17 protein-coding genes, 1 pseudogene and 1 riboswitch are annotated in these 24,162 nt (G+C 40.4%); of the genes and pseudogenes, 9 read left to right on the plus strand and 9 right to left on the minus strand.

What is annotated here, in order from left to right; all coding sequences use genetic code 11:
• Nucleotide 1 precedes the first annotated feature (1 nt).
• The 3 genes and pseudogenes from NMU02_RS10290 to NMU02_RS10300 all read right to left on the minus strand — a co-directional run bounded on the left by NMU02_RS10290 (nt 2) and on the right by NMU02_RS10300 (nt 6,506).
• Nucleotides 2-2,008: a TonB-dependent receptor plug domain-containing protein gene (locus NMU02_RS10290; RefSeq protein ID WP_255027790.1), complete on the minus strand. Its 2,007-nt coding sequence runs from the start codon at nt 2,006-2,008 to the stop codon at nt 2-4.
• A gap of 123 nt (nt 2,009-2,131) precedes the next feature.
• Nucleotides 2,132-2,337: riboswitch (cobalamin riboswitch) on the minus strand.
• Nucleotides 2,338-3,309: 972 nt separating this feature from the next.
• Nucleotides 3,310-4,437 (minus strand): annotated as a pseudogene (locus NMU02_RS13770) (YncE family protein); the annotation flags it as partial.
• 29 nt (nt 4,438-4,466) lie between these two features.
• Nucleotides 4,467-6,506 carry a TonB-dependent receptor plug domain-containing protein gene (locus NMU02_RS10300; RefSeq protein WP_435522037.1) on the minus strand — a complete coding sequence of 680 codons (2,040 nt, stop codon included), beginning with the start codon at nt 6,504-6,506 and terminating at the stop codon, nt 4,467-4,469.
• 156 nt (nt 6,507-6,662) lie between these two features.
• On the opposite strand from NMU02_RS10300, the gene NMU02_RS10305 reads away from it, so the two are divergent.
• The 8 genes from NMU02_RS10305 to NMU02_RS10340 all read left to right on the plus strand — a co-directional run bounded on the left by NMU02_RS10305 (nt 6,663) and on the right by NMU02_RS10340 (nt 15,767).
• Nucleotides 6,663-7,418, plus strand: a complete 756-nt coding sequence (locus NMU02_RS10305) for a nitroreductase family protein (RefSeq protein WP_255027792.1) — start codon at nt 6,663-6,665, stop codon at nt 7,416-7,418.
• Nucleotides 7,419-7,714: 296 nt separating this feature from the next.
• The gene (locus NMU02_RS10310) at nt 7,715-9,922 is read left to right on the plus strand and encodes an anaerobic ribonucleoside triphosphate reductase (protein WP_255027793.1); all 2,208 of its coding nucleotides are present in this window, start codon (nt 7,715-7,717) and stop codon (nt 9,920-9,922) included.
• A gap of 17 nt (nt 9,923-9,939) precedes the next feature.
• Complete coding sequence (gene nrdG, locus NMU02_RS10315) at nt 9,940-10,488, plus strand: anaerobic ribonucleoside-triphosphate reductase activating protein (RefSeq protein WP_255027794.1); 549 nt, start codon at nt 9,940-9,942, stop codon at nt 10,486-10,488.
• Nucleotides 10,489-10,540: 52 nt separating this feature from the next.
• Nucleotides 10,541-11,323 (plus strand): HipA family kinase, encoded by a 783-nt coding sequence (locus tag NMU02_RS10320; protein WP_255027795.1) that lies wholly within the window; start codon nt 10,541-10,543, stop codon nt 11,321-11,323.
• On the plus strand, nt 11,301-11,684 hold the full coding sequence (locus tag NMU02_RS10325) for a DUF3037 domain-containing protein (protein WP_255027797.1): 384 nt from the start codon (nt 11,301-11,303) through the stop codon (nt 11,682-11,684). The genes NMU02_RS10320 and NMU02_RS10325 overlap by 23 nt, the downstream gene beginning before the upstream one ends.
• Before the next feature lie 86 nt (nt 11,685-11,770).
• Nucleotides 11,771-12,517 (plus strand): hypothetical protein, encoded by a 747-nt coding sequence (locus NMU02_RS10330; RefSeq protein WP_255027799.1) that lies wholly within the window; start codon nt 11,771-11,773, stop codon nt 12,515-12,517.
• Nucleotides 12,518-13,060: 543 nt separating this feature from the next.
• Nucleotides 13,061-14,209 carry a DUF6688 domain-containing protein gene (locus NMU02_RS10335; protein WP_255027800.1) on the plus strand — a complete coding sequence of 383 codons (1,149 nt, stop codon included), beginning with the start codon at nt 13,061-13,063 and terminating at the stop codon, nt 14,207-14,209.
• Between the two features lie 271 nt (nt 14,210-14,480).
• Nucleotides 14,481-15,767: a leucine-rich repeat domain-containing protein gene (locus NMU02_RS10340; RefSeq protein ID WP_255027801.1), complete on the plus strand. Its 1,287-nt coding sequence runs from the start codon at nt 14,481-14,483 to the stop codon at nt 15,765-15,767.
• Between the two features lie 158 nt (nt 15,768-15,925).
• Here NMU02_RS10340 and NMU02_RS10345 read toward each other — a convergent pair whose 3' ends face one another.
• From NMU02_RS10345 to mce, 6 genes are all read right to left on the minus strand, one after another.
• Nucleotides 15,926-16,924 (minus strand): acyltransferase family protein, encoded by a 999-nt coding sequence (locus NMU02_RS10345; RefSeq protein ID WP_354003116.1) that lies wholly within the window; start codon nt 16,922-16,924, stop codon nt 15,926-15,928.
• Between the two features lie 345 nt (nt 16,925-17,269).
• The gene (locus tag NMU02_RS10350) at nt 17,270-18,430 is read right to left on the minus strand and encodes a sodium ion-translocating decarboxylase subunit beta (protein ID WP_255027803.1); all 1,161 of its coding nucleotides are present in this window, start codon (nt 18,428-18,430) and stop codon (nt 17,270-17,272) included.
• Nucleotides 18,431-18,434: 4 nt separating this feature from the next.
• Nucleotides 18,435-18,866, minus strand: a complete 432-nt coding sequence (locus NMU02_RS10355) for an acetyl-CoA carboxylase biotin carboxyl carrier protein (RefSeq protein WP_255027804.1) — start codon at nt 18,864-18,866, stop codon at nt 18,435-18,437.
• A 75-nt stretch (nt 18,867-18,941) separates the two neighbouring features.
• Nucleotides 18,942-19,838 carry an OadG family transporter subunit gene (locus NMU02_RS10360; protein ID WP_255027806.1) on the minus strand — a complete coding sequence of 299 codons (897 nt, stop codon included), beginning with the start codon at nt 19,836-19,838 and terminating at the stop codon, nt 18,942-18,944.
• A gap of 20 nt (nt 19,839-19,858) precedes the next feature.
• Nucleotides 19,859-21,412 carry an acyl-CoA carboxylase subunit beta gene (locus tag NMU02_RS10365; protein WP_255027807.1) on the minus strand — a complete coding sequence of 518 codons (1,554 nt, stop codon included), beginning with the start codon at nt 21,410-21,412 and terminating at the stop codon, nt 19,859-19,861.
• A 20-nt stretch (nt 21,413-21,432) separates the two neighbouring features.
• Nucleotides 21,433-21,846, minus strand: coding sequence for a methylmalonyl-CoA epimerase (gene mce, locus NMU02_RS10370; protein ID WP_255027808.1), 414 nt, complete (start codon nt 21,844-21,846; stop codon nt 21,433-21,435).
• Between the two features lie 373 nt (nt 21,847-22,219).
• Between mce and dnaK the strand changes: the two genes are divergently transcribed.
• On the plus strand, nt 22,220-24,130 hold the full coding sequence (gene dnaK / locus NMU02_RS10375) for a molecular chaperone DnaK (protein WP_255027809.1): 1,911 nt from the start codon (nt 22,220-22,222) through the stop codon (nt 24,128-24,130).
• Nucleotides 24,131-24,162: the final 32 nt, after the last annotated feature.

Consider the following 24,162-nt stretch of genomic DNA (forward strand, 5'->3'; position numbering starts at 1 on the left):
ATTATATTTCGATAGATAACGTAAATTTATAGTTTCGTTTAGGCATCGGATAATTAAGAATCACATCATAATCTTGACTGAGAAGGTTATTTACCTCGATCGCTGCTTTCAGTGTTCCGAATTTCAGATGGAATTCCTTGATCAGTGAAATATCGCTGGTGTACCAGGGTTGTGTGTAATTATAGCGGATATTTTCTTGCTGGTTATACCTTTCTCCTACATATATAAAACTGTAATTAGCGTACCAACCCCGATATGCAGCTTGTAAAACTGCCGAGCCGCTATGCCAGGGGATATAAGGAATTTGGTCGCGATAATAGTTGTCGGAGGGATCGGTTACATCAATCGCTTTTTGATAAGTGTATTGTCCTTTTAACGTAATGAATAATCGGTTTATCGGGCTACATGTAGTTTGAGCCGAGATGTCGATCCCATTGATGTCGACTTTGCCGAGATTCAATATCGTCCATCTGAATTGCTGGCCTTTTGGGTAGGCAATTATTTTGTTTTTAATGCTGTTATAATATCCGTCTGTTTGAATACTGAAGGTCCGAAAAAATCCATCATCCCAGTTTTTCGAGTAGGTAATTCCTATGTCGTACTGAGTCGCGTTTTCGGGGTTCAGTTTCGAATTTCCCATATCGGCATAATACAAGTCATTAAAGGTAGGCATACGGAACGATTTTTTATAAAATGCCCTTATGTATAATTCAGGACGTGAGAAAGGTTTTACCGAAAGGTAAGCAGATGGAGAAACTATACGTTTGGGCTTGGGAGACTCTATTTCTCGGATGCGGTCTTTGACAAAGCTTCCCAAACAACTTCCCAATACCTTTAAAGGTCCCCATGTATACGAAGTTGCCGCTGCCAATAAATGAGTATAGCGGGTAGGGTAAACGAAATCCCTCATATCCGAGCGTAATTCGTTCCATTGAAAATCGTAAGATACCGATACGTCCCACTGGGGCAATATCGTATATACATTGGCCGATGAAAGATATATCTCTTTTTGTTTATACAGGTTATCTACCTGTATGAGTTTATCATCGTTATTTACATAATGAGTACGGTAAAAAGCGTATTTTACATTCAGCATGCTTTTATAACGGTGAGTGAATTCTTTTTGTACCGTACCTTGCATGAAAGAATTGGTATCCCATATTCTTTCGCCGCGTCTCCATACATTGTTTACGATCGCTCCCGGAATACCTCTTTCCGAATTATAATTGTAAAATCTGGCTTGCCAGGTTCCGTCTTTTATCGTACCGAATAGTCCGGCTTCGAGGCGTGTAGCGTTTATATCGCCGTTTTGACGGGTAGCAGTCGTATCGTAAGCGATTTCGCCGGCTGGATTGACACGCCGGTATCTGAATTTATATTTTCCGCTCGCATTGAGCCATTCCGCACTGAAGGAGGTATTTATTTGGGGAGAGATTTTGTATTCGAATAAAAGCGAAGGGTTGATGACATCGAATGATCCGGCTTTTAGAGTCGCTTTCAGGTGCGTAGTCTTCCCCTCGGTAAAACGAGGTTTTCTCGAACGCAAATATATGGCTCCTCCAGAAGCGAAATCTTTAGCTGGTTGAAAAATCTCGCTTTTTTGTCCGTTATACAAAGAAATTTCTTCGATATTATCGAGGGAAAACATGCCCAGATCTACCTGCCCGTTTTGTGCGTTGCTTATTTGAATGCCGTCATAGAAAACACCGACGTGCTGACTACCCATACTTCGGATATTTACGGTTTTTATCCCTCCTACACCTCCATAATCCTTTAATTGTACTCCCGAAAAATAACGAAGAGCATCGGCTACGCTTTGGCTATTGAGTTTTTCCAGTTCTTTACCACTAAGCTTTTGTGAAGGGATAACTTCTTTAAATGTTTTTGCGGTTATTGTTACGTCGGGCAAGTGTTGGATCGAGTCGAGCCGGTTTTGTGAAAAAACCGGGAAAAGATAAAGAAAAGATACGGTTACCGATAAAATTTTGTGTTTGTAAAAATTTCTCATCCTCGCTCGTTAGCAATTAAAAACTGAATAGCCGGATGGAAATGCAAAAATACAAAAGATAAAAAATGCGCGGGATGACGCTAAACTATCGTTGTATTCAATTTGCTCTTTCCTCGAAAGCTATTGAAAATTGTAGGCATGGCAGGTCTTCTGACTTGTTTCCATCATTAAGCAGCCTTCCCGGAAATAAATCTTCCAGTGGCAATGGTTTTGCTTATGATGTCTGTATGAAACTTACAGCAGCGGGACTGTTCAGGATTTTCACCTGATTCCCTTTTAATCCGATCGCCGGAAATGGCGGTCTGGAACCAATGCTTGGCAAAGGTAGAAAGAAATATTAAAATTACAACCAGTATTACTTATTTTATTAGAATCAAATATTAAAAATGAAATATAATAAATTATGTATTAGCCTATTGAATAAGATGTAGGTCGATAATACCGGAGACTTCGGTAGAAGATTCTCCTAACATAGGTCCGCAATATTGATTTACACCGGTATATATTTTAATAAAATCGATTCCCGGCAGACTTATTTTATTTCCTTGCGCATCTACAGCCCAATCTATATCGAAACACGAATCGTCGGAATCGTTCGGTTTGTTATCGGCATACCCCCAATCATAAAAATATTGTACCCAATAGCTGCTTCCGTTAACACCTATATCTTTTGCGTTTGGAGCGAGTCGCGTTCCTGAAAACGTTAATTTACCCGTTTCGATCCACTGGGGATAGTACGGTTGGTTATGAAATTGTATTTTTTGTATATAACCGTTTTGTCCTTCGCTGTCTTTCCATGGAATATACTGAGAGGATGTATTCCCTATTGAATTCAGGTCGTAGGTGATCGTATAATTTTTCAGTGTTTCCGGTTTATTGTATTCACTGCCGGCTAATTCGTACCATTCGTCGTCATCGGGCATACCGTTCCCGTTTTCGTCGTATGCGACCATAAGTATTCCGGGTTCAGAGCTGCCTCCCCGACTATCGATCATCGAGGAAAAAGCATTTCCAAGTACTCTGAAATCTTTTTCTCCCGGTTTATTTTCGATCGTGTGATCGAAGCCAACGATTACATATCCACCGTATGCTCCTAAAGAGATTGTCCCTTGACGATTGTTTCCGATAGCATTCAGAACTTTTTCATTCATGTCTTTCTGTGTATCTCCCGGTTTGTAATAGGGGAGTATATTTATATTTTGTCCGGGTGCCGGGCGATAGTCGAGGACTTTTGTGATGTAAGGCGACGGACCGGTTTGTGGGGTGTCTGGCCTTTTGTCGGGATGTACTAATTGTAATCGTGTGAAGACGATATGTGCCGGTGCATCGCCGGTTGTCGTACTCCACTGTAAATAACCGCCGGAGGAGTAGCAGTAGAGTTTTCCGGGATCGGTAAAAGAGGGAGCATCTGTAACGAAAATTTCTTTTGTTTCGGGATTTACGGCAATACCGTACGGCAGGGCAATATTCTTTTCGGTACCGTCGTTGATAAAATGGTCCGAAATAATTTTTCCTGCTGTGATACTGTATAAAACGTATGAAGAGTTACCGTGTCCCGTATCTGCTTGCCAGTCGTTACTGTATATGTATATTTTATCGTCACTGATACAGAGATTGTCGGCCGGTATATTTAATTTTCCTTTTACTTGTTCGGTATAAGGATCGATGACATAAATATCAGAAGGAGTACCTTTATAATCGCCGCGGGAGGTAACATACATATTTCCGTAATTATCGGTTCTAATACGGTGGAGGTTGACGGCTACATCGATTTTTCTGACTTCGGTAAAGGAAGATAAATCAACGACCGATATCGTCCGGTCATAATCAGGGGCCATATAGCCACCCGAGTTGGCAACAAAAAGTTTATTATCGACGATAACCATTTCCTCGGGTTGATAACCTACAGTAGCGGTCCGTGTAATTTGCAGTGTGGCTGTGTCTACTTCGGCAACGATTCCTTTTCTATAATAAGGATCGTTCCCGACCGGTCCTGCATACGAACTTATATATGCTTTGTCATTTTTGAATGTAATGTATCTGCCATTGTCTATTTCGATAGTTCCTATGTGTTTTGCCGTAGTGGCATCCATTACCTCTACCAGATTAGAATAGTTGATGACCGCATAAAGGCGGTTTCCGTAGATTTGAATATCGTTTCCAACGCTTCCTAACTCTTTTACAACCGAAGGATTTCGTTCGGGAAATATGTTACGGTAATAAATTCCAGTTGTGAAGTCGAAACAATCGATAGACGCTTTATTTTGTCCCATATTTCCTTCATTGAGTAAGTATAAGCCTTTTATTGATGCATGGGGGCGACCGGGGGCCAGTTGAGTCTCTTCGGTTTTGAGTACAGGCATTTCGTCACGACAGGAACAGATGAATACTGAAAGAGAAAATATCAGCCCGTAGATAACAGTTTTCATTAGTGTGATAATGGATATTTTCATAGGAATCAGAACGTTAAGTTAAATATAAATCTGAAGTTTGTACCGGGCATAGGATAATTCGGCACGACTTCGTATTGCTGGTTGAGCAGATTATTTATTTCAGCTGTAATTTTCAGTCGATAGCGATTCCATCGCAGGCTTTTTGAAAAGGACAGATCGCTGGTATACCACGGGAGAATATAATTGTCGGGAGTATTGGTAGAAGACATATAACGTTCTCCTGTGTAAATAAAGCTGTAATTCAATTCCCATGATTTATAACTGCCGTTGAATAAAGCCGTTCCGCTATGCATGGGAATATAGGGTATTTGTCCCTTGTAATTATCCCGATCTTTATCACTCATATCCTGAGCTTTTTGAAATGTATAATTTATTTTTATTCCCAGATCGAGTTCTCTAACCGGTTGAAAAACTGTTTTAAAGACAATATCTATCCCTTTTATTTCTACTTTATCGAGGTTACGCATACTCCATCTGAAAAAACTATTGGTCGGAACTGCTATGATTTTGTCATTTATTTGGTTGTAATAGGCGTCGGCTTGTACTTCTAAGGATCGAAGCCAGACTCTTGCAGGGGAAAGGCGGTAAAGAAAACCGGCATCGTATTGTTTTACCGTTTCGGGTTTGAGAGTGCTTACCGTAAGCGTTGGAACATAATACAGTTCGTTAAATGTAGGCATACGGAAAATGTCTTTATAGAAGGCTCTGAAAGTAAGGTCGGCACGGGAAAATGGAGTATAAGAAAAAACGACTGCCGGTGAATGTTTGTATCGGTCTTTAGCGGCTTTCCCGTTATTGTTTACACGGTCATGTACATAAGTTCCCAGCAGGCTTGCCTGGATATTGATTGGGCCAAAATCGAATGCAGTCGCAAACGAAATCAGACCCGATTGGCGCAGTGGGGTCGAAAAGTCTCTCAAGTCGGCATTTAGTTTATTCAACAAATAATCGGCACTAAAAGTAAATTCCCACCAGGATATAGGTGAAAATCGATTTGCGGCCGATAAATAGAATTCTTGCTGTTTATAGTGATTATCGGCATACATTACCGAGGGATCTTTTTGGGGATCGGCTAAGTAGTGTAAATAGTCGTAAGCGTATTTTCCGTTTAGCATCAGACTGTAAAATTTACCGAAGTTTTTACGGAATGATGATTGAGTAAATACGTTTGTATCCCATTGTCGTTCTTCGTGAGTAAAATTACCTCTGACAACAGCGCCTGGAAATCCTCTTTCCGAACGGTATAAATACACTTTTGTTTTCCAGTACCCATTATCGATGCGGCCGAATAAACCGGTTTCTGCTCGAAATGCGTTTACATCCCCATTGTGTCTGACTGCGGTCGTGTCATATCCGTCTCGTACTTTATAGCGGAATTTATATTTCCCGGTCGTAAACAAATATTCTGTGCTTACCGACATCGAAATGTCGGAATTTATTTTTTGTTCCCATAATAGAGAAGGATTGGCTGTTCCGAACGATCCGGTTTTGAAAGTAGCCTTCAGGTGATAATATTCATTGTCGGTAAAAAGAGGCGTTTTCGTTTCGAGATAGATAGAGCTTGCGGATGCGAAATTTTTTGCCGGTTGAAAAATAGAACTCTTTTGTCCATTATATAAGGTAACGGCTTCTATATTATCGAGAGAGAATCGTCCGAGGTCCACCGTTCCGTTTTGAGCGTTTCCTATTTCGATTCCGTCGTAAAATACACCTACGTGTTCGCTACCCATACTTCGTATATTAACCGTTTTTAGTCCACCTATCCCCCCATAGTCTTTTATTTGTATTCCCGAAAAGAAACGAATAGCATCGGCTACCGTATGAGAGTTTAGTTTTTCGAGTTGTATCCCCGATAATCTTTGTGCCGGAATTATATCGTTACGTACCGGATTCCGGGTCGTTACTGTTACAGGTGAGATTTGGTATGTTTTTAAACTGTCGGGGGCGGTTTGCCCGAAAGAAGCAGAATAGATAATACAAAGCATCATACCGGATAACAGGTACGAAAAAAAACGAGGGATATGTGTTATTTGTATTTTATGCATGTTTCCAGAGCCGGTAATCCGGAATGGCTGACCGGTACAAAGTTAATAATAATACCCTAACGTAACAAATAGCTGTTTCTTGTTTCCCTGTATTTGTTTCATTACATTTGCAACAAAACCGGGTGATTAATTGTAGTATTTAAAAAAAATAGGAAGATGAAAAATATAGAAGACATATTGATGTTGCGTACTTCGATTAGGCGTTATACAAGAGAAAAATTAAGTGAAGAGCAACTCGATTATATTTATCGGGCAATTTCAAATACCCCTACCAGTTATAATGGCCAACAATTTTCTGTTATATCTGTAACCGATCAGGAAAAGAAAGAAAAGTTATATGAAATAACGGGTCAAAAACAAATAAAAACAAGTGCGGTATTTATGGCTTTTTGTGCCGATTTTCATAAAATAAAGGTTGCCGCGCAGGCTAAAGGTGTAGATTTTCCTCTGTTTACCGAAACCCTCGATGGTGTAATGGTAGGAATGATAGATGCTTCGCTGGCCATGCAGAATGCAGCGATGGCGGCCTATTCTTTAGGATTGGGATGTTGCTTTATCGGTTATGCCCGTACTGCGCATCCCGAAAAAATCGCTGAATTGTTGAATTTGCCTGATGGTGTTTTTGTGGTATGCGGACTGACGATCGGTTACCCTGCCGAAACTCCCGATCTGAAGCCGAAGCAGCCGTTATCTTTACTTATACATGAAAACGGGTATCGAGAAGATGATATGACAGAAAAATTATTGAAATATGATGAGACGATATCGGATTATAATCGCAGTCGTTCTGGTACGACTACTGATAATGACTGGATAGAACATATGTTGTGTTATTATCGGGAAGCGCTTAAATACGATATGGAAGGTTATTTGCGGAAACAAGGATTTAAACTACCGTTTGAATCTCGGTAAGAAATGGTTTGATTTATATACTGTTTATTCCCCTTTTTATTTAAGAAAAGGGGATTTTTTTAATCTCATTAGTGAATAATAATTTGCATGAAAAATAATTTTTATGATCTGATTATTTTTAAAAGTTTCCAATTTTAAAATATAAATATCAGTAAATTAAAGTATTAAATATTTTTATTGATGAAAAAGTTTTCAAAAAATATAATTGTGTGTTTCTATATATAGAAATTATTTATCTTTACAGAAAACTTTTTGATAGCCTATTAATATCGAATAACTTTAATTCTTTTATAAAAATGATACAGACTGTAGTTAAACGTGACGGCCGTATAGTCGGCTTTAATGAGGAGAAGATCATTGCTGCCATACGTAAGGCGATGTTACATACCGATAAAGGTGAAGATATGGAACTGATACGTCAGATCACCGACCGTATCGTATGCCGGGGTAACGAACAGATGACGGTCGAAGCGATACAGGATTGTGTTGAAATGGAGTTGATGAAAAGTAGTCGCAAAGATGTGGCTCAGAAATATATTGCTTATCGAAACCAGCGCAGTATAGCGCGAAAGGCGAAAACGAGGGATATCTTTTTGGAAATTATCGAGACCAAGTCAAATGAAGTTACCCGTGAAAATGCCAATATGAATGCCGATACTCCGGCAGGGATGATGATGAAATTCGCCAGTGAAACGACTAAACCTTTCGTTGATGATTTTTTACTGAGCGATCGGGTGAAAGATGCTGTTGCAAATAATTATCTGCACATACACGATAAAGATTATTATCCGACTAAAAGTCTGACTTGCGTACAGCACCCGTTGGATAAGATACTTCAAAACGGATTTTTTGCCGGACATGGTGAATCACGACCTGCAAAACGTATCGAAACAGCCAGCATTCTCGGATGTATTTCTTTGGAAACCGCACAAAACGAAATGCATGGTGGGCAAGCGATACCTGCTTTTGATTTTTATTTGGCTCCCTATGTTCGAAATAGTTTTATCGAAGAACTAAAAGTTTTGGCAGATATTAATGCGACAGATTATTCACATCTGTATCAGGTACCCATCGAAGATTATATTACTCGTGATTTGAACGGATTTACCGGAGAATTGAGAGTGATACAACATGCGATTAATCGTACTGTTAGTCGCGTACATCAGTCAATGGAGGCGTTTATTCATAACATGAATACGATACATTCACGGGGTGGAAATCAGGTTGTTTTTAGTTCGATAAATTATGGAACCGATACATCGGCAGAAGGACGGTGTATTATTCGTGAATTGTTGATTTCTACTTATGAGGGGGTGGGAAACGGGGCGACCGCAATTTTCCCTATCCAAATATGGAAGAAAAAACGAGGTGTGAGTTATTTGCCCGAAGACCGTAATTACGATCTGTATAAACTGGCTTGTAAAGTGACGGCCCGCCGGTTTTTTCCGAATTTTTTGAATCTTGATGCTACGTTTAATCAAAGTGAAGATTGGAGTGCCGATGATCCTCGTCGGTTTGAACATGAAGTCGCTACGATGGGATGTCGTACCCGTGTTTTCGAAAATCGTTTCGGTCTTAAGACTTCTATCGGCAGGGGTAATATTTCGTTTTCTACTATTAATATCGTCAGGCTTGCAATCGAATGCATGGAGATTGCAGATAAAGAAGAACGTATTGCCCGATTTTTTTCGAAACTCGATAATATTCTGGAGATTACGGCTCTGCAGTTACATGAACGTTTCGAGTTTCAGAAAACGGCTTATGCTAAGCAATTTCCGCTTTTGATGTCGTCATTGTGGAACGGTAGCGAAAAACTCGGGCCGGACGATACCATAGCCTCGGTTATTAATCAGGGAACTTTGGGGATCGGTTTTATCGGGTTGGCCGAATGTCTTGTGGCCCTTACGGGGAAACACCATGGAGAAGATACCGAATCGCAGGAACTGGGTCTAAAAATTGTAACCTATATGCGGGATCAGGTAAATCGTTTCTCTGAGCATTATCAACATAATTATAGCGTACTGGCAACCCCAGCCGAAGGTTTATCCGGTAAATTTACAATGAAAGATCGGCATACCTATGGTGTGTTACCCGGAATTACCGATCGGGATTATTATACCAATTCAAATCATGTACCGGTTTATTACCGTTGTTCGGCTAGAAAAAAAGCTGAAATCGAAGCTCCTTATCATGATCTTACACGGGGAGGTCATATTTTCTATGTAGAGATCGACGGGGATGCAACTCATAATCCGGAAGCGATTATGTCGGTGGTGGATATGATGGATAAATACAATATCGGATACGGATCGGTTAATCACAATCGCAACCGGTGTATGAAGTGTGGCTATGAAGATGCTTCGACAGGGCTGGAAGAATGTCCGCATTGCGGCAGCCATGAAATAGATCGCTTACAGCGTATAACAGGTTATCTGGTTGGCACTACCGATCGGTGGAATCATGCGAAATTGTCGGAGTTGAACGACCGTGTAGTGCATCATTAAGGGAAAGGGCGTTATTAATGTCAGATACATTGCGAATACTCGATGTAGTAGAAGATACCGTCGTCGATGGGCCCGGTTTACGTACGGCTATTTATTCTGCCGGATGTCCTCATCATTGCCCCGGGTGTCATAATCCAGAGTCTTGGACGGATACAAACGGGAAAGAAGTGACTATCGATGAACTGATGGCGGTTATACGGGCAGATTCTTTAGGGAATATTACATTCAGTGGAGGAGATCCGTTATATCAGCCCGAAAGTTTTGCTAAATTGGCATACCGTATAAAAGAGGAAACCGGAAAAAATATATGGTGTTATACCGGTTATTTATTTGAATACGTTGTTGGAAATCCTCGTTTATCTCTTATTTTACCCTATATAGATGTTTTAGTCGATGGTCGGTTCCTTGAAGAAGAAAGAGATACTACGCTACCTTTTCGGGGAAGTCGCAACCAGCGATTGATCGATGTACAAGCTTCTTTAAAACGGCAGAAAACCGTTTTATTCCGATACGATCCTTATAGTATCTGTGAACTGTTAGAGAAAGCAGATGGTTATTCTGTATAGTACTTTTTAAAAGATAAATATTACTTTTGTAAAAGATCAGGGAACTTTTGATATGGAATTACGAACAACCGATGTAACACGGTATATAATGCCTTTGCGGGAGGGCGGTTCGCTACCGGCTCTGGCTGAAGCCGATGACGGATTTAAATATGTTTTGAAATTCAGAGGAGCCGGTCATGGAACTAAAGCGTTGATTGCCGAGTTGCTCGGCGGTGAGTTGGCCCGTTGTGTCGGATTGCGTGTTCCGGAGATCGTATTTTTAAACCTCGATGAGGCCTTTGGCCGTTCCGAAGGAGACGAGGAAATACAGGATCTTCTTCAGGCGAGTCGGGGGCTGAATATGGGGTTGCATTTTTTATCAGGAGCAATTACTTATGATCCTGCCGCCGATATGGTAGATGGTGAAATGGCATCTGAAATTGTCTGGATCGATGCATTGCTTACCAATATCGACCGTACAGTAAGAAATACCAATATGTTGATGTGGCATAATGAATTATGGCTTATCGATTTCGGTTCATCCCTCTATTTTCATTATATTTGGGATAATTGGGAATCGCATGCTTCGGGTCGTTTTCCTCAGATAAAAGATCATGTTCTTTTACCTTTAGCCGATCGTATAGAAGAGACAGACGACCGGATGAAAGAAATATTGGTTCCTGAAAAGATTCGAGAAGTTGTAGAACTTATTCCGGATGACTGGTTGCATTGGAACGATACGGAACTTACCCCCAAAGAGATAAAAGATGTTTATTACCGTTTTTTGACAGAGAGGATAAGTCAGTCCAAAATATTTGTAAAAGAAGCGATATATGCCCGAGAAACACTTATATGAATATGCCGTAATAAGGGTCGTTCCTTGTGTCGAGAGAGAAGAATTTATAAATGTAGGTATTATTCTTTTTTCTAAGGAGGCGAGGTATATTCGTAGTGCATACTATATAAATGAAAAAAAACTGGCTATGTTTCCCTGCGAATTCGATAGGGATTCATTATGCTGTCATTTACATGTTTTTGAAAAAGTTTGTTCTGGAGAAAAAGGGGGAGGACCTATTGCTGCTTTGGATATTCCTGAACGTTTTCGATGGCTTACTGCCGTTCGTAGTACAATTGTACAGACTTCGAGACCTCACTCGGGATTTACAACCGATCTCGATTGTACGTTCGACCGCCTATTCAGCGAGTTGGTATTGTAACCATTTATGCCCGGTAGTTAGCGATATTTTATAGTATAATCGTTTGATGGCAGTAACAAGCCATATTTATTTAATTAATTGCAAACATGAAAGAGAAAAACAAATCAGGAAGATTAATAGCGGTACTTATGTTAGTTTATATCTGTGTGCCGGTTTTTTCCAAATTGGTGAGCAATCCTAAGGTGGAAGATGTATCGAAGCCGGTAGATATACAGATTGTATTGTTTGCCCAATATCCTAAATCCTTGTTACCGGAATTACAACGTATGCAATCTGAAGAGTGGTATGATTTCTATCCCGATACTGCTACTGGCGAGTATTATTTGCAACAGGCAGATATTCATGCCGAGATCGATTCGTACAATGAATGTTGGGACGATTCTACGATAACTCTTTGTTCCGCACGCAATAGTCTGTTTCTGATTCGGGGATTAAAGCCGGATGGACTCTCTGTAAAGACGATTTATCTGCCTGAAAACGGTATTTTGACAGAACGAAATCAATCATCGTTTTGTTTTGGCGGTCGAGAGTATGCCTTTAACATTAAGGTAAGAGAGGGCAGCCCAATATGGGCTGAAAAAATAGAGGTGTATTTCGGCGAAAAAGATTCGGAAAGTCAACAATGGGTTACGACATTAGCTCACATAGAGGATACGGGAAAAGCACAAGTCCTGTGGTTGGGTGACTTGGACCGTGACGGAAAACCTGATTTTATATTAGATACCTCCGATTTGTACGAAGAGGTCGGCGTAGCGCTGTATTTATCTTCGGCGGCGGAGAACGGAGAAAAGGCAGGATTGGCTGCGACGGCTTCTTATAGTACCGATTGTTAATTAGTTAAATACAAAACACCTGAATAAAACGATGAGTGGAATAAAATCGATTTTGATACAATATAGTACAGCGGTGGTGCTGCTGCTGTTTATTGTATTTTTTATTGGAGTGTAGTTTGATGATGAGTTCTTTGAACCCCAGCATCTTTTTTTTAAGTTTCCGCCTACCATTGAGTGGGAAATGAATCTCTCTTTAGATGACCCACCCACTGATGCCGTTATGAGATATAAGTATTATGAGGAGGTTAAGAGATATAAACATTATGAAGAGATGGCAAATTCACAAGGTGTTTGGGGAGATTTTGCAGCTCTTTTCGTAATACAATTGTTTTTAGTCACTCTGTTTATAAAACTGGTGTTGCCCCAAAAAGTGAAACATATTTTGATAGATATCGGTCTGTTTTTAACCGGATATATATTGTTGCCGATGCTATATATACGGCTTTTTTGTGCGCACCAATGCCCTGTATTGTTTTTTATCACTGTTTTTGGTATTAATTTATTATTATTCAGGATCTTAAGGCCTATAAACAAAATTGAACCATGAGAACAATTCTATCCATAGAAATAATCGTATTAATAATAATGGGTTTATGTCTGGCAGGCATTCCCCTGTTTCTTACAGTGCGTAATGTGTTGGTCCTATTTATGCGCTCTGTCAAACCACGCAAGCTGTTTGATATGGCTGTCTTTATAATAGGCTTACCGCTTACGTTTTTAGTTATACTGCCGCTTAAACCATGGGATGAACCATTAATGGAGTTGGATGATGTTTATCATTCTCCACTCTATATCGAGCCGGTTATCATTTTTGTGATGGTAGTTGCGGTGGTAAGTTACCTGGTATTACGTGTTAAGGGCAACCGTTTACCGCCATTGCCATCAACAGTTTTACTTTCGGGACTGTATGTGGGTTGTATCTATGCAGTTTTGTGGATCGTTCAGTTGAGTGAAAATCTTTATATGAACGAGCTGGATTTCACACCGGGAGGACTATATGACACTACACCCGGATTAAATTATCCAGTGATTTTTTTTATGCTTTTCGCGGTGAACTATATCCTGATGGCAATACGAATGGTCGTAGGGTATATCAAAGAACCGCTTACCGTATGGCCGCAGTATAAGTCATCGTTTCTGAACCGGCTAAGCCGGATATTGTCGCGATGCGGAAGACTGCCTGTTGCGGCGCTTATTTTGTTGTTACCTGTGTGTGCCGTTATTTTGGGGATATTAACCCTGTTCGGTCAGCAGCAAGTGTTAATCGATGCCTTTACCCAAACCGATGATTGGTATTTTTCTACAAAAATTTCTCCCCCGGTCGAAGGATACAGAGGGCATTATCTCTGTACGGTGGCTGCCCAGGGAAATCCGTACATCGTAAAACCCCTGCGCAGAGGTATCCGCCATGGTGTACCCATTGTCGTCAATCGTCAACTTTGTGTGGCCAACGCTTTTGAAGATCTGCTGTCTCAATATTGTCCTTGCCTTCATCGCTTCATCCGCAACAACTACGACCGTTACGGGTTGCCCGTTTGTCGTTACATCGACCGTCCGTGGAAAGCAAATGTAATTTATTGGGCGATGAAGCCAGCCGAATGGCTTTTTATCGTTGTTTTATATACTTTCGATGCGGCGCCTGAACAACGTATAGCCAGTCAGTATCAGGATAACAGACGGAATAAACCATAAATTGAGGAATACATGTCGGGAGTTATAAAGAAATATATAGCTTTTAACAATACAATTTCTTAAACATAATAATGGGAAAACGGCAAAAAAGTTAAGTGTAAATCGAAATAAAGAGATATTTTTCTATTTTTGTAGAAATTTGCTGAATAGATGAAGCGGCGGGAAGCCGTTGCATAATGCCTCCATGAATGGCTTCGATGGAACATAGGAGGATAAGATGAAGAGCGAATGGCAGCTTATTTATATTATTAACTAAATCTTATTTACTCCTATGAAGTCAATTATTACGTCGATCTTTTTACTTTTTTCAGGACTTATGTCTTACGCCCAGAGTGGCATGATAACTATACCGGATGCTAATTTCAAAAAATATTTGGTAGAAATAGGCGATAGAAATAACGACGGGGAAATATCTTCGGAGGAAGCCCTTGAAGTCGAAGTTATAAATTGTGAAGTCAGCAATATCGAATCGCTGGAAGGGATAGAATATTTTCCTAATCTTATTAGACTGAATTGCCGCATAAATAAATTAACGGCGTTAGACGTCAGCCGTAATACCCGATTGAAAGTACTGGACTGTTCACAAAATCAGCTTAGCGCAATAGATATATCAAAGAATATCGACTTACGCAGGTTCACATGTCATTATAATAAGTTGAAAACCATCGATACCTCTCATAATATATTATTGGAGGCATTAGAATGCAGCGATAATGAAATTACCGGATTAGACCTTTCGGCGAATAAGGAACTCGATGTTTTATTTTGTTCACACAACCCGTTGAAAACACTGGATATCCGTTTTAATCCTAAATTGAGGAATTTGACTTGTGCTTACAACCAACTGTCGTCATTAGACGTTTCTCAAAATCCGGAACTGGAGGAATTATCTTGTCCTCTAAACCGGATTAAAACACTCGACATAAGTAATAATCCGGTTCTGGAAGAACTATATTGCCGCAAAAACGGTCTTACCGAGTTAAAATTGGGCAATAACCGGGCTATGAAAGTTCTGTTTACGCAAGAAAACGATTTATCCTCGTTAGATCTTGGCCGGTGTTCCCGATTAGAAAATTTGGAATGTCAAGAAAATCATTTGACCGAGTTAAATCTTACATCGTGTACTCATCTCGAAAAACTGAATTGCAGTAAAAATGAATTAACAAAGTTGGATTTAGCCGCGAACCGCAATCTTACTGCCCTGAATTGTTCTTACAATTCTCTTACAGATCTTAATGTGGAAAATCAGGCAAAACTTCTTTTTCTGTTTTGTGATCATAACACTATCGAAAAATTAAAAGTAAACGATAATCCCATTCTTATGCAATTGAACTGTTCTCATAACGACTTATCGGAATTGGATGTGAGGAAAAATCTCCGATTAGAAGTGTTAGATTGTTCTTCTAATCCTATCTTCTCACTCGATTTATCAAAGAATACCGAATTATATACTGCCAAATGCAATAATGTACCTCTTAAAAAAATTATGTTGAGAGAAGAATTGCTCTTAAAAAACTTTATAATAGATGCAAATATTAAAATGAAGATTGTAAAGTAAAAAATGATAAGGAAATGTTGAATATGATGTGATCGAAATGTGACTCTTTTTTAAAGCATTTGATGTATTCATTTTTTACATAGAGATATTTATCATTTTTTAGTATTAGTATATTAAATTTTTCTCTTTTAAAGAGAATTCTTATGATTTGAAGATTATTATCTAAATCCCAAATAGCGGTTCACATTTCCGGGAAGGAACTTGTTCATAACTATAAGAAATATATAACAAAGGAGAAGGGATATTGAAATGATGGATAACTGATTAACTAATAATATCTTGAACTTCTCAATATGTAATATATCTAGGATACCATTTAGAGCATAATTCGTTATTTTAATCATAGGCATGTGAAGAAGATAGATACCGAAACTTAGTTCTCCAAGACGGACAATGATATTCCGTTTTACTTTTTGGTGCAGGGTCATGAGTAGTATACAGAATGAAAGAGAATAAAAAAAGGTGGAGAATTTTATTTGGGAACCAGCCCAAGATGGTGTTCCTAATACTTCATTGATATAGGCAGACTCCCATATTGATAAATACAATCCGAATAGAGTGCAGCAAAGAGCGGTCAATGTGTTTCCTCTGAAACCGCCGAATTTCATTATGGCTCCTATGTAGTAGAATATGAACCAAGTAGGAAATATTTGAGCATATATCAATGGCTGCGAATGTGTGTAATACCGTATGATATATAAAATACATAGTGTGGCAGGAGTGATAAGTAAAGTCCAGTCTTTGTAGAAAGTATATTGAGATACACTCATCATTTTACGGATGTGTCGTACTATCCACGGACTAATTAATTTGAGTTCAATAAGTACGATAAGAAAATAAAGAGGGAAAAAAGCCCCGCCAAAAAACAAAGAATTTATAACTCTCCAAGTTGTTACGGGCGATCCTTCAACAGTGGTTTTAACAAAATAAAGTAGTGTCCATATTGCATATGGGATGAGTATGTGCTTGATTCCTTTGATATCTAAACGTTCATCCTTGATAAAATATCCCGATAAGAAGAAGAACAGGGCTACAGGGAAGTTATACAATTGCCTACAAGCAATATCTACTGTTCCGTCACCACCTGTGTGGATGAAGAGAACAGCTATTATAGCAAGTCCCTTCATAAATGAAAAATAATTATCTTTTGTTGCCATTAATTATAAAATAGATGCGTAATATATATATAATATACTATTCTGATTTAAATCTGTATGATAATTAATAAAAATTAATATATAATAAGGGAAATACTAATATAATTACAATTAAGATCCAGATTCAAAAAATCTGAATATATATTGTTTGAAATATTTTTTTTAAGTCTAACTTTTAAAAATAAGAATTATATGATAATGAAATTAATGAATCGATGGGATAGATAGAAGAGTGAAAATAATTTCTATATTAATTATGAAGTTTAAGGCATAATAAATACAAGAGAGAAGCCATTGGCTAATGTGCCAATGGCTTCTCTCTTGTATTTATTATTATATACGATTTTATCCTAAGAACCCGAGCAGTATACCGGCGGCGACGGCCGAGCCGATAACACCTGCTACATTAGGTCCCATTGCGTGCATTAGCAAGTAATTGGTGGGATCGTATTCGAGCCCCACAACCTGTGAAATACGTGCCGAGTCGGGAACTGCGGAAACACCAGAGTTTCCGATGAGCGGATTAATTTTATTCCCTTTTTTCAGGAATAAATTAAATATTTTCACGAATATAATTCCCGCGGCAGTAGCGATAATGAACGAGATGGCTCCCAGTATAAATATTTTGATAGAATTAGACGTAAGGAACTGAGACGCCTGTGTAGAAGCACCTACGGTTACGCCTAACAATATCGTGATGACATCGATCAGTGGTCCACGAGCCGTTTCTGCCAGTCGACGGGTTACACCGCTTTCTTTCAGAAGATTTCCGAAGAAAAGCATCCCTAACAAAGGCAAACCGGAGGGGACGAGGAAGCAAGTAAGTAACAACCCCGCAATGGGGAATATTACTTTTTCGGTATGAGACACCGCACGGGGTGGTTTCATACGTATAAGTCGTTCCTTTTTAGATGTCAGTAACCTCATAATAGGGGGTTGTATAACCGGAACCAGTGCCATATAAGAGTAGGCCGATATGGCAATTGCTCCCATCAGATTGGGTGCCAGTTTCGAGGAAAGGAAGATGGCGGTAGGGCCGTCGGCTCCTCCGATAATTCCGATTGCACCTGCCTGATTCGGCTCGAATCCCATAAAAAGAGCGATAGCGTAGGCTCCGAAGATCCCGAACTGAGCCGCCGCTCCGACCAACATAAGTTTTGGGTTGGAAATTAGAGCCGAAAAGTCGGTCATGGCTCCGATACCGAGGAATATCAATGGCGGATACCACCCTTGTGTTACTCCTTGATACAGGATATTGAGTACCGAACCTTGTTCGTATATACCTAATTGCAGACCAGCATCCTTAAACGGAATATTCCCGATAAGTATACCGAATCCGATCGGGATGAGTAACATCGGTTCGAATTCTTTAGCTACGGCCAGGTAGATAAACAAGAGACCGAAGAGGATCATGACCAGGTTTCCCATTTCGAAATTGGCAAACCCTGTATAGGTAAGAAATTCCCGAATATTATTGCCCAGGAATTGAATGAATTCGCCTTCCATACGCTTATCCTATAATAAGTAATTCGGCACCTTCGAGAACCGAGTCACCTTTATTAACTTTAATTTCTATTATTTTCCCGTCGCGGTCTGCATTGATCGCGTTTTCCATTTTCATGGCTTCGAGTACCATTACTTTCTGTCCTCGTTTAACCGGGTCTCCCACTTTTATACATACATCGAGTATGACACCGGGCAGAGGAGTACGTACGGCTCCTGCTGTAGTAGGAGTTGTTGGCCGATTAATAACAGGATCTCCGCTCGACGTTGTCGGGGCGGCTTGTGGACGTTTAAGAGGACGTATTTGTTTTTTGGCCGGTTTATCCAGCTCTACTTTGTATGGCGTACCGTTTACTTCTACTTCTGCGATATTGTCGACAACGCTGTTTACCGACACTTTGTAGAGATTACCGTTTATTTTAAACTTATAGTCTTTCATGTGTACATGTTTTATTTTTATTACTGGTGATAAAGATCATTCCGCCGTATGTCTGTCGGTTGATCTTTATCATTTTTATTTTTTCAGATGCGGTGTTTCGCGCAGTCCGTATATTTTTGAACTCCAAGGTGAATAATTACGGGCAACCCGGTGTATTGTCAATACAGTGTCTTCGTAATCATGATCTCCTCCCTGATGTTCGTTTAATGCCATGGCGATGGCAGCTAATACGGCTCCCGGTATTTCATTTTCAACTTGTGCATCTTTAACTTTCCCTGAGATTCCCTGAGCTTTCATTGCACGTCGTGTACTTAATCTTACCGATATTTTTCCGATAATACGGAATACGACATACAATGCGATGAGTGCCAGGAAAACAACCGACATGGCAGTAAGCGCCATACCGACTCCGTCGGGATCATGCTCGGCGAAGTTCTCGACTTTGGGGTTGTTATTGATAACGAAGTTAGACGCTTCGGGTGTAGGATGAGGTAATACTTTCAGGTCTCGGGATCCGTCTTGCGGAGCACCGAAACTTTGGTCTGGATCCAATACCGGAACTGTGATTTCATCGATCAGGTTTTTCCCACTCGCGTCATATAAAGCAATGTAGTTTTCTTTATCGGGATTGAGCTCGAAGTTGGTATGGAATGTTCCGTGGTGCGGGAGTGCGTCGGCCCAAAGCAATACGACCTGACGAGGGCCGATCTGCGTGCGCAGATCGCCTTTCGAGATCATATATTTTTTCGGATTGTTCTTTTCATTAGTGATATAACATCCGGCCATTTGTACCGTTGCCGCAGAATTGTTATATATTTCGATCCACGCACCTCGGTTCCCGAACGGATCCATATAATTGGAAACATTGTTGGTAAGCACCTCATTGATACGTAGAGACGAAGTCGATTGGGCATGAGCGCCGACAATGAGACCGAAAGCAAGTAACGCGCCGCCTATTATTTTCTTTATCATAGCTTATTATTTTTAATAGGTTATAATGGCAGGTTATCGTGTTTTTTTGCCGGATTATTCAATTTCTTGGTTTGTAATTGTTGCAAAGCCCTGATAATGCGGAAACGTGTATTACGCGGTTCTATCACGTCATCGATGTATCCGTAACGGGCAGCATTGTAAGGATTGGCGAATGCCTTTTTGTATTCGGCTTCTTTTTCTGCTGCGGTAGCTTTCGGATCTTCGGATGCAGCTACTTCTTTGGCAAAAATGACTTCGACGGCACCAGCCGGTCCCATTACGGCTATTTCAGCGGTCGGCCATGCATAGTTTACATCTCCGCGTAAATGTTTCGAACTCATTACGCAGTAAGCGCCACCGTATGATTTACGCAAAGTGACTGTAACTTTGGGCACGGTAGCTTCACCATAGGCGTACAGCAATTTTGCTCCGTGCAGAATGACACCTCCGTATTCCTGACCTGTCCCCGGTAAAAATCCCGGTACGTCGACCAGTGTTACTAATGGGATGTTGAATGCGTCGCAGAACCGGACGAATCGAGCCGCTTTGCGAGATGCGTTTATATCGAGAGATCCGGCCATTACACTCGGCTGATTGGCGACAATGCCTACCGATTGTCCGTTGAAGCGGGCAAACCCTACGATAATGTTTCGTGCATAATCCCGGTGAACTTCGAGGAATTCTCCGTTATCGATAATACCACCGATTACTTCGTACATATCATACGCTTTATTAGGTGAATCGGGGATGATGTCGTTTAAACTGTCTTCGAGCCGGTCGATGGGGTCTTCACATTCGATCAACGGAGGCTCTTCCATATTGTTTTGGGGTAAGAAACTCAATAAGTGTCGGATGAGTTTAAGACCTTCTTCTTCGGTATCTACCGCAAAGTGGGCTACCCCCGATTTTGTCGCGTGTACGGTCGCTCCACCCAGTTGTTCCTGAGTTACATCTTCACCCGTAACGGTTTTAACCACTTTAGGACCGGTAAGGAACATATAACTGGTTCCTTGAGTCATGATGTTGAAATCGGTGAGTGCGGGAGAATAAACCGATCCTCCTGCACAAGGTCCGAAAATACCCGATATTTGAGGAATTACACCCGAAGCAAGGATGTTGCGTTGGAATATTTCGGCATAACCGGCTAACGCATTTACTCCTTCCTGAATACGAGCGCCACCCGAATCGTTTATACCGATGACCGGGGCTCCCATTTTCATGGCTTGGTCCATTAGTTTACATATTTTCATGGCGAATGTTTCGGAAAGAGAACCTCCGAAAACGGTAAAATCCTGGGCAAATATATACACCAGTCTCCCGTCGATGGTACCTGTTCCGGTAACTACACCGTCACCCAGATAACTGTCTTTATCGATTCCGAAATTGGTACAACGGTGTCGTACAAACATATCGATTTCTTCGAACGAGCCTTCGTCGAGAAGCATGGCGATACGTTCCCGAGCGGTATATTTCCCTTTTTTGTGTTGAGATTCTATTCTTTTTTCACCGCCGCCTAACCGGGCTTGTTCTCGCAGAGCGATTAATTCTTTTACTTTTTCAAGCTGGTTGCTCATAGTATGTCAGATTTATAAATTTATTTTTTGTTGGGATCTTCACATAATTCGGTAAGGACGCTACAGGTCGATTTCGGATGCAAGAATGCAATATTCAACCCTTCGGCACCTTTACGGGGAGATGGGTCGATAAGTCTTACACCTTTACTTTCTGCTTCGGCCAATGCCTCGGATACATTCGGCGTGGCGAATGCGATATGATGTATTCCTTCGCCTCGTTTTTCGATAAATTTAGCGATGGTACTGTCTTCACTGGTGGGTTCCAGCAATTCTATTTTGGTTTGACCTATTTTAAAAAAGGCTGTTTTTACTTTTTGGTCCGGAACTTCTTCAACCGAGTAACATTTAAGACCGAGTATGTTTTCGTAATATGGGAGAGATTCTTCGATGCTTTTAACGGCAATGCCTAAATGCTCGATGTGTGTAAGATTCATAGTTTTTTTATTATTAATTGGTTGAACAATGAGGATAAAAGGACGTTTTATCATTATCCTATCGCTACAAATGTAGATAATTTCGTTTGAATATGGAAAATTTTCCATAAATTATTTGATGGGGTAGGATAGGAGAACAAATCATTCGTTTTCGATGGAATTAAAGGGAGGTACTGACAAATCGACAGCAAAATATGACAAATAAAACTAACTTCAGACTCGTGCTCTGCCAAAAAAGAAACTTTCCGAATGTTGAAGTTTTGGCATACATTTTGAATATTCGGTAGTGTATTGTCTGAAACAAAAGGCCGTGTCCCGAGAGTTCAGGCAAATAAAATCAGTAAAGAATATAAACATTAAAAAATTATACACAATGGGAAAAATTATTGGAATCGACTTAGGTACAACCAATTCTTGCGTTGCTGTTATGGAAGGAACAGAACCGGTTGTTATCGCTAACAGCGAAGGTCGTCGTACTACTCCTTCAATCGTCGCTTTTGTTGACGGTGGCGAACGCAAAGTGGGTGATCCTGCAAAACGTCAGGCTATTACTAATCCTACACGTACGATATTTTCTATTAAACGTTTCATGGGTGACACTTTTGACCAAGTGCAGGGAGAACTTTCTCGTGTACCTTATAAAGTTGTAAAAAGCGATAATAATACACCGCGTATCGATATTGACGGTCGGCTTTATTCACCACAGGAGATTTCTGCAATGATTCTTCAAAAAATGAAAAAAACTGCAGAAGATTATTTGGGACAGGAAGTTACCGATGCCGTTATTACAGTACCTGCTTATTTTAATGACTCTCAGCGTCAGGCAACTAAAGAAGCCGGAGAAATCGCAGGTTTGAATGTAAGACGTATTGTAAACGAACCTACGGCAGCGGCGTTGGCTTATGGGTTGGATAAGACGAATAAAGACATGAAAATTGCCGTATTCGATTTGGGAGGCGGTACATTCGATATTTCTATTCTTGAATTAGGTGACGGTGTATTCGAAGTAAAATCGACTAATGGTGATACTCATTTGGGAGGTGATGATTTCGACCACGTAATCATCGACTGGCTTGCCGATGAATTCCAGAAAGAAGAGGGTGTCGATTTGCGTCAGGACCCTATGGCTTTACAGCGTTTGAAAGAAGCTGCCGAAAAAGCAAAAATAGAATTGTCGAGTGCAACTTCTACCGAAATAAATCTTCCGTATATCATGCCGGTAAACGGGATACCCAAACACTTGGTAAAAACATTGACACGTGCAAAATTCGAACAACTTGCCGATAAACTTATTCAGGCTACGATCGAACCGTGTCGCCAGGCGTTGAAAGATGCCGGTCTTACGGCTTCTGATATTAATGAAGTAATTTTAGTGGGTGGTTCTACTCGTATTCCGGCTATTCAGGCTGTTGTTGAGAAATTTTTCGGAAAAGCACCTTCAAAAGGGGTTAATCCCGATGAGGTAGTAGCTGTAGGTGCTGCTATTCAGGGAGCTGTTCTTAGCGGTGATGTAAAAGACGTATTGTTGCTCGATGTAACGCCGTTGTCTTTAGGTATCGAAACTTTGGGTGGCGTTATGACCAAACTTATCGAAGCAAATACGACAATTCCTACTCGTAAATCGGAAGTGTTCTCTACGGCGGTAGATAATCAGCCTTCTGTTGAAATACATGTTTTACAGGGCGAACGTCCTATGGCAAAAGATAATAAGACGATCGGTCGTTTTCATCTCGACGGTATTCCTGCTGCGATGCGGGGTGTACCTCAGATCGAAGTAACATTCGATATCGACGCAAACGGTATATTGAATGTTTCTGCAAAAGATAAGGGTACGGGAAAAGAACAAAGTATCCGTATCGAAGCATCGAGTGGTTTGTCTGAAGCCGAAATTAAACGGATGAAAGAAGAAGCTGCGGCTAATGCCGAATCGGATGCTAAAGAAAAAGAACGCATCGATAAATTGAATCATGCCGATGCCTTGATATTCCAAGCTGAAAAGCAGTTGAATGAGATGGGCGATAAGATTCCTGCCGATAAGAAAACGGCTATCGAAGGGGCTTTAGCCAAACTGAAAGAAGCTCATAAAGCTCAAGATATCGCAGCTATCGATACAGCGACTAACGAACTTAATACCGTGTTACAGTCGGCTGCACAGGATATGTATAATGCACAGGGCGCTCAGCAACAAGCTGGTGGAGCAGGACAGCCTGGAGCACAGCAACAAGGAGGTGCTAACAAAGGTGACGATCAGGTTACCGATGTTGACTTCGAAGAAGTGAAATAACATAGGATTAATTTATAAGGAACCGGTAGAGG

The sequence above is a fragment of the Coprobacter tertius genome (genome assembly GCF_024330105.1).
GTDB classification, from domain to species: Bacteria; Bacteroidota; Bacteroidia; order Bacteroidales; family Coprobacteraceae; genus Coprobacter; species Coprobacter tertius.